General features: G+C 37.1%; 13 protein-coding genes and 1 tRNA gene. 5 read left to right on the top strand and 9 right to left on the bottom strand.

Annotated elements, in window-relative coordinates; translation table 11 throughout:
- Positions 1-298: 298 nt before the first annotated feature.
- From HMPREF2988_RS10260 to HMPREF2988_RS10235, 7 genes are all read right to left on the bottom strand, one after another.
- Complete coding sequence (locus HMPREF2988_RS10260; protein ID WP_002289125.1) at positions 299-568, bottom strand: hypothetical protein; 270 nt, start codon at positions 566-568, stop codon at positions 299-301.
- A 244-nt stretch (positions 569-812) separates the two neighbouring features.
- Positions 813-941, bottom strand: a complete 129-nt coding sequence (locus tag HMPREF2988_RS13915; RefSeq protein ID WP_002292186.1) for a hypothetical protein — start codon at positions 939-941, stop codon at positions 813-815.
- A gap of 80 nt (positions 942-1,021) precedes the next feature.
- Complete coding sequence (locus HMPREF2988_RS10255; RefSeq protein WP_002315133.1) at positions 1,022-1,477, bottom strand: DUF441 domain-containing protein; 456 nt, start codon at positions 1,475-1,477, stop codon at positions 1,022-1,024.
- A gap of 134 nt (positions 1,478-1,611) precedes the next feature.
- Positions 1,612-3,540 (bottom strand): heavy metal translocating P-type ATPase, encoded by a 1,929-nt coding sequence (locus HMPREF2988_RS10250; RefSeq protein WP_070770591.1) that lies wholly within the window; start codon positions 3,538-3,540, stop codon positions 1,612-1,614.
- A 196-nt stretch (positions 3,541-3,736) separates the two neighbouring features.
- Positions 3,737-4,570 (bottom strand): undecaprenyl-diphosphate phosphatase, encoded by an 834-nt coding sequence (locus HMPREF2988_RS10245; protein WP_002309434.1) that lies wholly within the window; start codon positions 4,568-4,570, stop codon positions 3,737-3,739.
- A 189-nt stretch (positions 4,571-4,759) separates the two neighbouring features.
- Positions 4,760-5,464 carry a histidine phosphatase family protein gene (locus tag HMPREF2988_RS10240; protein WP_002329133.1) on the bottom strand — a complete coding sequence of 235 codons (705 nt, stop codon included), beginning with the start codon at positions 5,462-5,464 and terminating at the stop codon, positions 4,760-4,762.
- 23 nt (positions 5,465-5,487) lie between these two features.
- A complete protein-coding gene (locus HMPREF2988_RS10235) occupies positions 5,488-6,114 on the bottom strand; it encodes an MBL fold metallo-hydrolase (protein WP_002315130.1) in 627 nt (208 codons plus the stop codon).
- A gap of 325 nt (positions 6,115-6,439) precedes the next feature.
- On the opposite strand from HMPREF2988_RS10235, the gene HMPREF2988_RS10230 reads away from it, so the two are divergent.
- On the top strand, positions 6,440-8,815 hold the full coding sequence (locus HMPREF2988_RS10230) for an ATP-dependent DNA helicase (protein ID WP_070770590.1): 2,376 nt from the start codon (positions 6,440-6,442) through the stop codon (positions 8,813-8,815).
- A gap of 24 nt (positions 8,816-8,839) precedes the next feature.
- Here the strand turns inward: HMPREF2988_RS10230 and HMPREF2988_RS10225 are convergent, their stop codons facing one another.
- A complete protein-coding gene (locus HMPREF2988_RS10225) occupies positions 8,840-9,331 on the bottom strand; it encodes a YajQ family cyclic di-GMP-binding protein (RefSeq protein ID WP_002309430.1) in 492 nt (163 codons plus the stop codon).
- Between the two features lie 184 nt (positions 9,332-9,515).
- On the opposite strand from HMPREF2988_RS10225, the gene HMPREF2988_RS10220 reads away from it, so the two are divergent.
- Together HMPREF2988_RS10220 and HMPREF2988_RS10215 are read left to right on the top strand one after the other, a co-directional pair.
- On the top strand, positions 9,516-10,436 hold the full coding sequence (locus HMPREF2988_RS10220; protein ID WP_002316215.1) for a YitT family protein: 921 nt from the start codon (positions 9,516-9,518) through the stop codon (positions 10,434-10,436).
- Between the two features lie 152 nt (positions 10,437-10,588).
- Positions 10,589-10,933 (top strand): metal-sulfur cluster assembly factor, encoded by a 345-nt coding sequence (locus HMPREF2988_RS10215; RefSeq protein WP_002292174.1) that lies wholly within the window; start codon positions 10,589-10,591, stop codon positions 10,931-10,933.
- A 187-nt stretch (positions 10,934-11,120) separates the two neighbouring features.
- On the opposite strand, the gene HMPREF2988_RS10210 is transcribed toward HMPREF2988_RS10215, so the two are convergent.
- The gene (locus tag HMPREF2988_RS10210) at positions 11,121-11,621 is read right to left on the bottom strand and encodes a GNAT family N-acetyltransferase (protein WP_070770589.1); all 501 of its coding nucleotides are present in this window, start codon (positions 11,619-11,621) and stop codon (positions 11,121-11,123) included.
- Positions 11,622-11,917: 296 nt separating this feature from the next.
- On the opposite strand from HMPREF2988_RS10210, the gene HMPREF2988_RS10205 reads away from it, so the two are divergent.
- Positions 11,918-13,438, top strand: a complete 1,521-nt coding sequence (locus tag HMPREF2988_RS10205; protein WP_070770588.1) for a hypothetical protein — start codon at positions 11,918-11,920, stop codon at positions 13,436-13,438.
- Positions 13,439-13,459: 21 nt separating this feature from the next.
- Positions 13,460-13,543 (top strand) — tRNA-Leu (locus HMPREF2988_RS10200).
- Positions 13,544-13,790 lie beyond the last annotated feature (247 nt).

Below are 13,790 nucleotides of genomic sequence, written 5' to 3'. Positions count from 1 at the left end.
AAGTTTTTTTCCTTAACAGTCTTTTATTTAAACTTTTTTATCAGTAAAAACAGATAAATCAAGCTGAAAAAATCAAAAAGACGCTATTGTGGGAGGCAATAGCGTCAAACCAAACTAGATTTTTATTTATCTATTTAAACAAAGATTGAATGGGAATGTTTGGTACTAAGTCATTATATAACAAAGAGAACCGTTTGCAAAGTTTTTTTTGAAAAGGGATACGATTCCCTGTTGTTCTTTGTTTTTCTATTAAGAAACTGCAGTTATTTTATAACCAGTCACCTTTGATCGGTAAAGGTTATTCTGGTGTACCGATTATTTTAATGTATTCATCAATATTTTTTATCAACATTTTTTTAATGACTAACTGATTCCGACGGTTCCATTTGCCACTTACTTCCAGTACATATTTATTTAGTGGCAAACGTAAGATGTACTTTGCCAAATAGCGATCTTTAAGCAGGCCATTGATCACACGGTCCTCAAGCTGCAAGTTGATTCCAGTCAGCATCATTGGCTGTTCTTGTAAAACATACGTATCAATTAAAAGACCTTCAAAAGTTTCCACAAGCGTCTTCCTTTCTTTCCAAAGTAACCTGAGAACAGGTACTATTTCTTCCATTTTGATATTCGTTAAAGTGGATGCAATCATTCCTTCTTTTGTCCACTGTAATCTAGTATAACAAAAAAGAGGAGAAGAGCCAAAAAGAAAAAAGAGCATCGATTTCAATAGGAAGTCTCATTCGCTCGGTCATTGTTTAAAAAAAGCTCCTGCATCGCAGGAGCATCCCTATATCATTCTAATAGGTCAATCAAAAAGCAGTATCTAACACATTTTGTATCAAATCAGGAAATAAAAGATAAGCTAAGCCCAGAATCAAAAGTACCGCTAAAAGAAACCAGCCAATTGTTCCTATGAAATACTTCAATTTTTCGAACATTGTATCACCTCGTTGTCAGTATATCACGGATCAGTAAATTGGGGGTGTTAAGAATCTCCTAAAAATAGGCAAAATTTGATCTATTTTCCTAAAGCAAATACTTGTAAGATACAGTAAGTAATGCCAGAAGCAATGACTGGTCCGGCGGCGATTCCTCTTAAGAAGACAACTCCTAAAATCGTGCCAAAAACAAGCGCAACAGTGATTTGCGGATCAGAAGCAATCAATCCTACGCCCTTGGAAGATAAAACAGCCACTAGCCCACCGCAAAAAACAGCTACCCAGCCGATAGGGGATTTAAAGGCTTCTAATAAATCACGTAGACCGATTTCCCCTGTTGCGATAGGGATCAGAATAGCTGCAGTGATGATCGTCACACCAATATTGATTCCTTTGCCTTGAAGCCAAGGGAAAAAGGAACGGGAGGCTGGTACGAGCTTCATAATCAGCACAAAAGCTGCCGCTATCATTAGACTTTGATTCTTAGCTAAAATTGCTACAAGTAAAATAATACCTAAAAAAAGCCAACTTTCCATGAAATAATTCCTCACTTTCTTCGAAACAATCATAACATGTTTTTAGAAAGTTGCAAAAGCAGGAATTTATCCTTCGAAATCTATTCATACGCTGATTTTTTCATAAAATAAACAAAATCATAAAAAAATTTCACTTATTTGGCAGAAGACAGCCGTGCTTGGTATAGTGGACAAGACTTACATTTTTTTGAAGAATCAGAAAGAGCAGGTAAAGGTCTTAGCAAGCGCAAGCCATTCAGAATAACCAATATCGTGCTTCCTTCGTGTCCTACTACTCCAAGAGGTAGATTTAAAAATTGCAAGAAGTTAGAAGCAATCAACAAGAGAATAACAAGAATCGAAAAAATGATATTTTGTTTGATGATCCGCCGCATTTTTAAAGATAGCCGATGACTGTAGACGAATTTATCTAAGTCATTTTTCATTAAGACGATGTCTGCGATATCCATTGCGGCGTCTGTTCCTTGTCCCATAGCGATACCTAATGAAGCAGCTGCTAAAGCAGGCGCATCATTGACTCCATCACCAACCATCGCATTTACTTGGTAACGTTCATTTTCTTTTTTGACTAGTTGTGTTTTTTCTTCCGGAGTACAGCTGGCATAGTAATGTTCGATTCCTACTTGTTCAGCAATAGCCTTTGCTGTGCCAGAATGGTCGCCAGTTATCATACTTGTATGGATGTTTTGGGATTTAAAGTAGGAAATCACCTGTTGGGCATTTGCTTTTGGAATATCCAACAGACCTAAAACAGCGATTAACTGTTGATCTTTAGAAAGATAGATTACAGTTTTTCCTTGATTTTCTAAACGTTCGATCATTTCCTCAATCTCTTTGCTGATTCTCATCGTCTCAGGATCATATGCGTGTTTGCCAACTTTCCATTGCGCCCCTAAATAGGTAGTTTGTAATCCAAAACCAGTAATTTCTTCTATTGATAGGCATTGGATTGCTTCGGGTATTGTGCAATCGAAATATTGTAAAATCGCATGAGCAAGAGGGTGTGTCGTTTTTTGTTCCATAGCAACAAGAAGTTGTTGTGCCAAATCCTTCTCATCAAAGAAAAAGCTGTCAGTCACAACTGGTTTTCCTTTAGTGAGTGTTCCAGTTTTATCAAAGGCAATCGCTTTTAATTCAGAAAGCTTCTCTAAATGGATCCCGCCTTTGATTAGAATCCCATTTTTTGCAGAATTTGAAAGAGCAGCTAGAGAAGCAGGAGTAGCAGATGCGACAAGCGCACAAGGAGAAGCCACGACTAATAATACCATTCCTCGATAAAAGCTTTCATCCCAACTCCAACCTAAGAAAAAGTGGGGGAGAAGGATCATTAGAGGCACAGCAAGCAAAATCAATTTTACATAATTGTTTTCGATCCGTTCGATAAATGAAGCTGTTTGAGTTGGCGTATTCTGCGCTTCTTCCACTAATTGGATAATCTTAGCAAAGACAGTTTCGGTACTCGTTTTTGTTACTCGAATTGTAATGGGATTTCCTTGATTCAGCGTTCCTGCAAACATCTCATCTCCTAAATATTTTTCTACAGGTACAGATTCACCGCTTAATGCAGACTCGTCGATCGTTGCCTGTGTGCTTTCTAAACAACCGTCGATCGGAACAGCCGCTCCTTTAGCGACGAACACCAAGTCATCCACCTTTAATTGCGAAACATCTACTTCTTGCATTTGTCCGTTTTCTTTTAGTAACTGAGCTTTTTGTGGCTGAAGATTCATCAAAGCGGTAATTTCTTTTTGACTTTTATTGGTCGTGTATTCCTCTAATGCACCGCTTAAACAAAAGATGAACGTCAACATTGCTCCCTCAAAGTAATTACCAATCAAACAGGCACCAATAGCGGCTAAAGCCATCAATAAGTCCACATTCAGTGTTCGGTCATTCCACAATTCTTTCAAGCCTTCCGATGTTTGTTTGTATCCACCGATGATAATAGCGCTGATATAAAAAAGCGGGGTGATGGTGAGAGAGAGGCGGTCGAAAATAAAACCGGCAATCATAAATAAAAGACAGCCAATTGTTGCTGCAAAAGCTTTTTTCTGATTAGTCATCGTTATCAGTCCTCCTTGTCAAAACAAGGATAGCATAATAAAAATGTAATTGATAATAAAAACAGCTAAATGAGAACGATAATGGTTATCATTTGACTATGGAGCTTGATGCGGTTTTTATTATTTATAATAATTATCATTAAATAAAATAAAAAACCAGAACATTTCTCATACAAGAGAAGTGTTCCGGTTTTTCTTACATTGCGATAAACCAATAACCAATTAAAATGATACCAAGGATAATACGATACCAGCCAAAAGCGGTAAAGTCGTTTTTCTTCAAGTAACTTAATAAGAATTTAATAGCTAAGACAGAAACCACAAAAGATACGAATGTTCCTACAAGAAGAACAACAGTTTCTTCCATTTTGAATGAATTCCCTTCAGCTAAATATTTGACGATCTTCAAGCCGCTTGCGCCAAACATGACAGGAATCCCTAAGAAAAATGAGAATTCTGTAGCGACAAAACGCGAAGCGCCAATCAAGATAGCTCCTAGGATCGTTGCACCAGAACGAGATGTTCCGGGAACAAGTGCCAAGACTTGGAATAATCCAACAAGAAGAGCTGCTTGGTACGTAAAGTCATTCAGCGAAGTCCAACGAGGTGTTTTGTTTTTGTTGCGTTTTTCGACAATAATAAAGGCAATACCGTAAACGATCAAAACAATGGCAACGGGTAAGAACTTGTGGAAATTTGCTTCTAACCAATCATCCAAAGGCAAACCAATGATGATGGCTGGTATACAAGCAACGATCACTTTAAACCAAAGTGTCCAAGTATCTTTTTTTTCTATCGTTGATTTACTTGGAGAAAAGGGGTTTAATTTGTGAAAATAAAGAACGACGACAGCTAAGATCGCCCCTAATTGGATAACGACATTGAACATCGACATAAATTGTGAACTGGCATCCAGTTTGATGAATTCATCTGCTAGGATCAGATGACCAGTACTACTGATGGGCAGCCATTCCGTTATTCCTTCAATAATACCGAGAATCACTGCTTTGATAATATTTGCAAAAAACATAAATTCCTTCCTTCCCAATTAAGATACATCTTATAGTATACCGTTATTTTTTGATAAACCCAATCTGTTTTTTAATATTAAGAAAAACTTGAGAAATGAAGCAGATAAGTATACGAAGAAAAAAAGAAGACAAAGCCCTCGTTCAGACTTTGCCTTTTATGATTCTCTGTTAAAAATTAAAATATCCCATCATAAAAACGAGTCTCGACTATGTGCTTTCCCGTTTTCGATATAAGACGTATCGTTGATACCATGGATAGAAAATCGACCGTTTGCATAAGTAACCTTTGTTACACTGCCATTTAAAAGACCAGCACGAACAGGCTGTTTAGGATCAATCAGATTAAGCAAGAAGGCAATCGTCAAACCATGTGATACGACTAAAACATTTCCGCCGCCGTTTTTTTCGCAGTGATGGGCGATATCTTCAAATCCTGTCCACACACGATCTCGTAATGTTTCATAAGTTTCTGCCCATCCAGCCGTATCCAAGTTGTATACAGCATTGGCAATTTGTTCAAAAGAAACTTCTGTGGTAAACATCTCATCATAGGTTTTAAAATTCAATACGCGAGGAATCACACCCCACATTTCCATGTCATAGCCGCCTTCAAGAGATCCGAAGCACCATTCTCTGATCCGTTTCTCGATAAAATAAGGAATTTCTTTTCCCTTAGAATGTTCTCCTAGAATAATACGGGCAGTTTCGATCGCCCGACCACTGTCACTAGAATAAGCAAAAGAAAAGTCGACATCTTTTAACCCGCGCCCTAAATAATGGATGCCTTCTTGTCCTTGTTTTGTGAGTGGCGTATCACACCAGCCTTGTACGCGTTCGATTGTATTGAACATCGTTTTTCCATGCCGTACGATATAAAGTGTAGTTTCTGTCATTTTATTCTCCTCCTAAATCATTTTTAACGATTGAAAAAAGGATTTGTCCTTTTTTCCTGTTCAATCGTTGTTGCATCACCATGTCCTGGATAGACTGCAAATTCATCAGGTAAAACAAACAGCTGGGTCCGAATACTGTGAAGTAATTGTTCTAAATTCCCTGTATACAGATCGGTTCTACCGATACTTCCTCTAAATAGGGCGTCGCCAGAAACGACAAAATCATCAAAAATAAAGCTAACGCTTCCGATGGAGTGTCCTGGAGTAGGGACTACACGAAAAGACATGTTCCCTAAAGTATAAGTTTTCATTTCAAATTCATATTCTGCAGGCGAGACAATAATATCAGCAATATCATCATGTCGTCCGAGTCCAGAAAGGTTCAAAATCGGATCACCTAGCCATTTTTGCTCTAGTGGGCTGACATACACTGGGATTTGATAATATGCGCGTAAAGGTTCTACTGCACCGATATGATCGTAGTGGGTATGGGTAAGCAAAATCGCTACCGGCTGTTGGTTTGTTTTTTTGATTTCTTGTTTGATTCGTTCTGCATCTTCTCCAGGGTCAATGATCAAAAGTGCTTCTTCGTTGTAGACCAAATAACAGTTTTCTTCAATCATTCCTGTTTTTAATCTTTCGATATGCATGTGCATTCCTCCTTGATAGCCAAAACTTCTTTCATCCATTAGTATAACGCATTCATTGCTAGGAAACAAAAACAGGTACTTATTTCTCTTTACTTATCTGAATTATCAGACTATATGAAAAGTATTTGGATATTCTAAAGAGAAGGAAAGTAAGTTTTCATAGCATTTTAATATGTCCTTGTTACATTAGACTCATCCAAAAATCCAAATTCTATATCCTATATCCCTGCCTAATCAGCAGGGTGTTTTTTTATGCTTGAAAAGAGAGCTCTTTTTGCTAAACTAGGCTTTTTCAGGTAATCTTAGAGAGAAAGAGGTGGTGGAAATGATCAAACAGTCAAAAATATCTGTGCGGCACTTAGTAGAATTTATTTTGCGACGTGGAAGTATCGACAATCGTAAAAAAAGTAGCCATACTGCATTAGAAGGAGCAAGAATCCACCGCAAGCTCCAAAAAGATGCGGGAGAAGACTATGAAAAAGAAGTCTTTTTAAAAACAACAGTTCCATTAGATGAATATCACCTGATCGTTGAAGGCCGTGCAGACGGTATTTTCAAAAGAGATGGTATTTATTATATAGATGAAATCAAAACCTCCGAGCCACGATTTGAAGATTTAGAACCAGAACAAGTGGAACTTTTCTTTCATCAAGCAAGGGTGTATGCCTATATCTATAGTCAAGAACATGATTTACAAGAAATAAATCTGCAATTGACTTACTTTCAGACGGCTGAAGAAGTGATTACGAGAAAGGTCGAACATCAGACAAGAGAGCAGTTAGAAACTTTTTTTAAAAAACTGACTGAAGATTATAAAGAATGGCTTGTTTTTCAAGAAAACTGGCGCACTGTACGCAATGCCTCTTTGATGGCTTTGAAATTCCCCCATGATGAGTATAGGAAAGGCCAGCGTGAACTAGCGGTAGCTGCTTATAAAACGATCCGTACGAAACAGAAATTGTTTGTAGAAGCACCTACCGGAACAGGAAAAACAATCTCTACGTTATTCCCCGCTTTGAAAGCTGTAGGGGAAGAAGAGGGAGAAAAGATCTTTTATCTAACGGCCAAAACAATAACTAGACAAGTAGCTGAAGATGCCATGATAGCATTAAAAGATACTGGAGCTGAAGTAAAAAGTGTCACTTTGACGGCTAAAGATAAGATCTGCTTTTTAGATGAGACGACCTGTAATCCAGATCAGTGCCCGTATGCCAATGGTTATTACAATCGTATCAACGAAGGGTTATGGGATCTTTTGAATCATGAGAATCAGATCACTCGAGAAGTCATCGAAACTTATGCAAGAAAGCATACACTTTGTCCTTTCGAACTATCATTAGATGTCAGTATCTGGTGCGACGTGATCATTGGGGATTACAATTATTTGTTTGATCCCACTGTTTATTTAAGGCGTTTTTTTGAAGATGAAAAAAACGAGGATTATCTGTTTTTGATTGATGAGGCACATAATTTGGTGAATCGTTCTCGAGAGATGTATTCGGCAGAACTATCTTATGAAAAAACGAAACGAAGTAAGGAAGCTATACCAAAGGAATTCAAAAAACTCCATCGTCGTTTCAACAAACTATTGAAAGAATTTGATACGATCCGAGAAATAGCAAAAGAAGATCATTGGGATTATCATCATCAAAAAGCACCAGCTGAATCTTTAGTAAAGGCAGGTTATCAATTAAGCGAAAAAATCAAAGAATGGCTAGCAGAATTTCCTGAGCATCCATCGCAAGAACAATTGCTTCCTTATTATTTTGATTTGCTTCATTTTTTGAAGGTCAGTGAATTTTATGATGATCACTATGAAACAACGGTCGAAAAAACGTATCACGATCTGATAGTAAAAGAGTTTTGTATTGATCCAAGCTTGTTTCTTGAGCAGTCGTTGGATAAAGGAAGAAGCAGTATCCTTTTTTCTGCGAGTTTTTCACCTCTATCTTATTATCAGGAAACACTGGGCGGACAAAAAAGTCTCGCTTACAAACTGCCGAGTCCTTTCCCAGAAGGAAACCAGCAAGTTTTCATTGCAAATTACTTAGAGACGACTTATCGAAACAGGGAACAAAGTCTGGCAAAATTAGTTGAGACGATCCATGCTTTTGCTGATGGAAAGGTCGGAAATTATTTCGTTTTCTTTCCTTCTTATCAATATTTAGACCTTGCGGCGGAAGCATTCAAACAGCAATATCCTGACAGCAATGTGCTGATCCAAGAAACGGACATGAATGAAGAAGAACGCGAACGATTTTTAGCAAAATTCCAAGCAGATCCCGATGAAACATTGATAGGATTTTGTGTACTTGGTGGGATTTTTTCAGAAGGAATCGATTTGAGAGGGAACCGATTGATCGGCAGTATGATCGTAGGTGTAGGGTTGCCGCAGATGAATCATGAGCAGGAACTGATCAAATCATATTATGATGAGAAGGAACACCTTGGATTTGCTTACGCTTATCAGCTTCCTGGAATGAACAAAGTCTTGCAAGCTGGTGGTCGAGTGATTCGTGGCATGGCGGATCAAGGAATCGTGGTATTGGCAGATCAACGATTTGCTCGTTTCTCTTATCGACGTTTATTCCCACAACATTGGCAAACAGCAAGAGAAGTACGAAGTGTTGGAGAATTGGAAGAAGGAATACAGCGTTTTTGGTCATCCAAAGAAGCAGTAAATGAAAAAAACGAGGGATGACAGATGTCAGCCTCGTTTTTTTCATTAACGATAGTTAGTGAATTGCAACTCGATTGGTAAGTCAAGTTTACGTAATAAAGCAATCACAGCTTGAAGATCATCACGGTTTTTACCTGTCACTCTAATCTGATCTTCTTGGATTTGTGCTTTTACTTTCAGTTTTTCATTTTTGATAGCTGTAGTGATTTTTTTCGCGTTTTCGCGATCGATTCCGTTGACCAGATCGGCAGTTTGACGAGCTTTGCCACCTAGCGCGTGTTCCGATTCGGAAAAATGGATATTTTTGATTGGCACATTTCTTTTGATCAACTTACCAAATAATACATCTTTGATCTGTTCGATTTTGAAATCATCATCGCTCAAGACAACTAGATTGCTGTTCTCTAATTTGATTTCTACCGTAGAATCCTTGAAGTCAAATCGATTAGTCAATTCTTTTGTTGTTTGCTGAATCGCATTTTTTACTTCTTCTGTATTGACTTCTGATACAATGTCGAAGCTAGCATCTTTTGCCATAAGAACCCTCCTGATATACGTATAAGTTTACTATATATCTATCTTATCATAGGAATGGGGCAGATTCTTACTTGTTTGCTAAAATTCTTCTCATTTGAGTTCGAAGTATTTTATTTTAATAGATAAACTGTTATTCTTACATTTGGAATAACAAAGTAGAGGAGAGGTGCTTGTGAGCAAAATTATGACTGCGTATCATAAAAATGAAAGATTAAAGAAAATAGTGGTTATTTTGATAACCGGATTGACCGCTGCGGTCGCTTTAAATTATTTTTTGATTCCAGCCAATGTCTTTTCTGCAGGGATGAATGGGATCGCTCAAATCATTTCCTCGCTTTTATATGAATGGTTTCATATCAAGGTAGACACAGGAACATTTATTTTTATTTTGAATATCCCTGTGTTTGTATTAGGGTTCCTCAAAGTAGGAAAACGAGCAACGATCCTTAGTTTTGTGAACGTTGTATGCGTATCAGTGATGACGATGCTACTTCCAGTCGGACAGATCACTGATAATATTTTGATGAATGCCTTAGTAGGCGGTGTTTTATTAGGTCTTGGCGTAGGGTTATCTTTAAAAATGGGCTTTACAACTGGTGGGATGGACATCATCTCTCTTGTGCTTTCACAAACAACTGGAAAAACAGTCGGAAATTACATGCTGATTCTAAATGGGATCATTGTAGTCATCGCAGGCTTCTTCTTTAACTGGGAAAGTGCCTTGTATACGATTATTTCCATTTATGCAATGACTCAAGTGATTGATGCCATCCATACGAGTCATCAAAAAGTAACAGCGATGATCGTGACCGTCAAACCGGAAGAGGTAACAGAAGAACTAGCGAAACGGATGGTACGTGGAATGACATTGCTTCCGTCTGTCGGTGGCTATTCAAAAAAACAAGGAAATATGATCATGATGGTCATCACCCGCTATGAAATGTATGATCTTGATCAGATCGTTCATGAAATCGACGACGATGCATTTATCAATATTTTACCAACTCATTCAGTATTTGGCCGATTTGCAAATGAAAACGAACAAAAAATGTATCGAACAACAGGTGTATTGCCAGAAATAAAAAATCGTTCACAAAAAAAATGAGGAATCAGATTTATTTTAGAATGAATTTAATGTATTCCATCTAACAAGGACATTTTATAAATTTAAACGAGAATCTTCCTTCTAAATTCTCATTTACAAGTAGTTAAAAAAAGAGTATGATAAATAAAAATCGTGTTAAGGAGTGTCGTACGATGAGCGAAGCAAACCAAGAACGGTCTGCGCAAGAAATAGAACTGATCAAAGAACGTATTCTTGCTGCCTTGGAAATGGTGATCGATCCTGAATTAGGAATCGATATTGTCAACTTAGGCTTGATTTATGATATAGAATTCAATCCTGAAAACGGAGAAACAGTCATCAAAATGACGCTAACAACTATGGGCTGTCCACTAGCCGATATTTTAACAGAATCTATCCATGACGCATTGAAAGAAGTGCCAGAAGTAACGAAAGCAGAAGTAAAACTTGTCTGGTATCCAGCATGGACGACCGATAAGATGAGCCGTTATGCACGGATTGCGTTGGGGATTCGATAGGAATCTTGACTGACTAGCTATGAGAAGCAAATAGTAAAAACAAAAAACCTTTTATCCTTTCTTGAAGAAAAGAGATAAAAGGTTTTTTGTTTATAAAATTTTGTCTGCTATATTAGAAGTTAATCAAATAATTGTGTTCTATTGATAAAGGACATTCAAATCCCTTTTCTTTTGCCATCCATCTTTTTTACATCAATTTGATTTTCGTATAGTATTCTTTCTCATCTTCGCGATAAATCGTGGCCCCATTTTTTTGCTGCGCCTTAAGACTGCCAAGATTTTTTTTATTTACAGACAAAAGTGCCTCATCGATGCCGAGTTTTTTTGCCTCTTGCAGTACTAATGCTAAGCCTTGTGTTGCATATCCTTTTTTACGATAGTCAGGGGAGATGCCGTAACCGATATGGCCAGCGCCGTTTCTTAATGATTCGTTCAGTTTATGGCGCAGATTAAAAATTCCTACATACTCATGTCCATCATTTTCCAAAATAAAGACGGTTGCGGGAACGTAATTCTCAGGAAGATCGATCCCTAAAGAAGTGTTTTCGCATTTTTTTACATAATCTAAAAATTCAGCAAGTGTATAGCCGTAAGCATTGTTGATAAATCCATTCTCGTTTGGTCCGAAGCTAATTTGCAGCCGATAAGCTTTCTCCAAATCTGCTTCCCATAGTTTGATCAATTTCATCGAATCCGCCTCTTCCTAAGTAAACATATTTTTTTCTACTATAGCACTATTTTGGTGAATAGCCATTCTTATTTTTATTTTTTGTGATGTATCGTATTAAGAATAATTTAACAAAATAAACGATTGCAGATTTTTGTTATTTATTGTATTGTTTTTATAATAGATGAATGCTCGTTATCTTTTAAAAAATGATCTTATTGATCGATATTGAAAGTTCAAGTTAAATTGAATTTTTAATAAATGTGTTATTTAAAGTTTTTTCGTCCGTTGCTTATGATCACTAGAAAGGAGATCTCGTGAACTACTTTAGCGGTTATAAAAGAATTCCAGAAAGATGGCAACAAGCAGAAATAAAAAATAATCAGTATCAAAATGAAAGAAGAAGACAGTTGTTGGAGAAAATGCAGCAAAAACAGCTGAATCGAGAGAAAAAGAAGAACAAAGAAACGAAGAAAAAGCAGCAAAATAAAATAGCTACCGATCCCAGAGTCGTTCGTTTAAACAATGAAATGAATCAATTGAAGCAAGAATTGAGTAAAGCAAAAAAGCAAGTAGCTACTGTGAGCAAGAAAAGAAGAGAGGACAAGAAACACATCAGAGAGCTGTCACAGCAACTCGAACGACAGCAACAGCAAGCAAAAGTAGAAAAAGAAGAGATGAGACAAAAAGTCATCGAACAGCAGAGGAAAACAGAACAATTGTATCAAAATTTAGAAGAAGTGGGCTGGGATACAGATAATCACGCACTTCAGGAACTCCAAAAACGTAACCAGATCATCATTTATTTGCTGCAAAAAAATAGCCAAATGCAACATTATCTAGAGAGAATACATAAAGCGTCAGATTTATTAAAGAAAAGAAATGATCGACTGAACAAGAAATTAGAAAAGCTTTCAAATAGAAATGCTACGTATCTGAAAATCATGGAGAAGAAAAAACAAGAACTGCAGCAGTTGTCTAAAGTCAACCAGCGACAAACAGAACAATTAGCAAAGGAAAAACAAAACTTCGTACAAGCAGCTCCTCAAGATCTGATCCATGCATTGATTCAGCAGTTAGACACCCAATCATTTTATAAGTTCAATCAGCTGAACAAGCTGTTCAATAGGTATCAATGGATCTTTGAACAACAAGCGAATGATTTGCAGTATCAAGAAACAAATATTTTTTATGGTTTTGTAGAAATAGAAGAGGGCAGCATTTATTTCCACGAGGTCAATACGGAGCAAAGAAGACCGCTGATAGTAGAAGAGAGCTTTAAACGCAAAGATCTTTTAACAGATGGGATAGCAGTACGAGTACATCAAAAAACAGTAGACGGTCCAGTATATCTAAGGTATTGCTATCCTATCGTTGAACAGAATAAGTCAAAAAGAAGAAGCGACAAATATCTAAAGAGAATAAGTCAAAAATCTAAACAGCCAAGTAAAAAGCAATTGAGCATAGATGCTGAAAAGTGGGCATCATCACTCAAAATTGCTGTGATCGGGAACAAACAAATAAAAGGATTCGTAAAAGGATTGCAGAAATATGTAAAAACTGTCGAAAGAATCGACGCATATGAGTATGGGGAGAAAGCACTATTTGAAAGAATCCGTGCTGTTGACTATGTCTATGTTTGCATCGATAGCGTCCCGCATCATGTGACCAATTTTCTGAAAAGTGAAATTGAGCTTATGGAAAAAACAGAATTTTTTTATCGCCCTTCAATAGATGATGGAGTTACTCGGATGAACTATTTGTATTGGTTGCAAGAGGGAAAACGCGTAGAGATAAAAAAGAACAAAAAATATGTTCTTGACAAAAAACAAATGTAATCCTAAACTAGAACATGTGATGCGGCTATGGCGGAATTGGCAGACGCGCTAGCTTCAGGCGCTAGTGAGGGCGACCTCGTGGAAGTTCGAATCTTCTTAGCCGCATAATTTTTTTATATATTGAGAAAAGATATCGAGAGAGAGATCCCATCGGTATTTTTTTATAAAATCTGATATAAAATAGATTTCGGCAAGAAAGGCATAGAAGTAATAGATAAGCAAAAAACTCGCTCTGATGTGACAAAACAACTCAAAAAGAGGCCATGCGATGTATTCTTTCGCATGGCCTCTTCCTATTTTGAATGTGTTTAAACGTTCAAATAATGAATCTTAGTACCAACCGTTTGCTTCC

Source organism: Enterococcus sp. HMSC061C05 (genome assembly GCF_001814765.1).
Taxonomy (GTDB): domain Bacteria; phylum Bacillota; class Bacilli; order Lactobacillales; family Enterococcaceae; genus Enterococcus_B; species Enterococcus_B lactis.
This window is presented reverse-complemented; position numbering and strand designations above follow the sequence as displayed.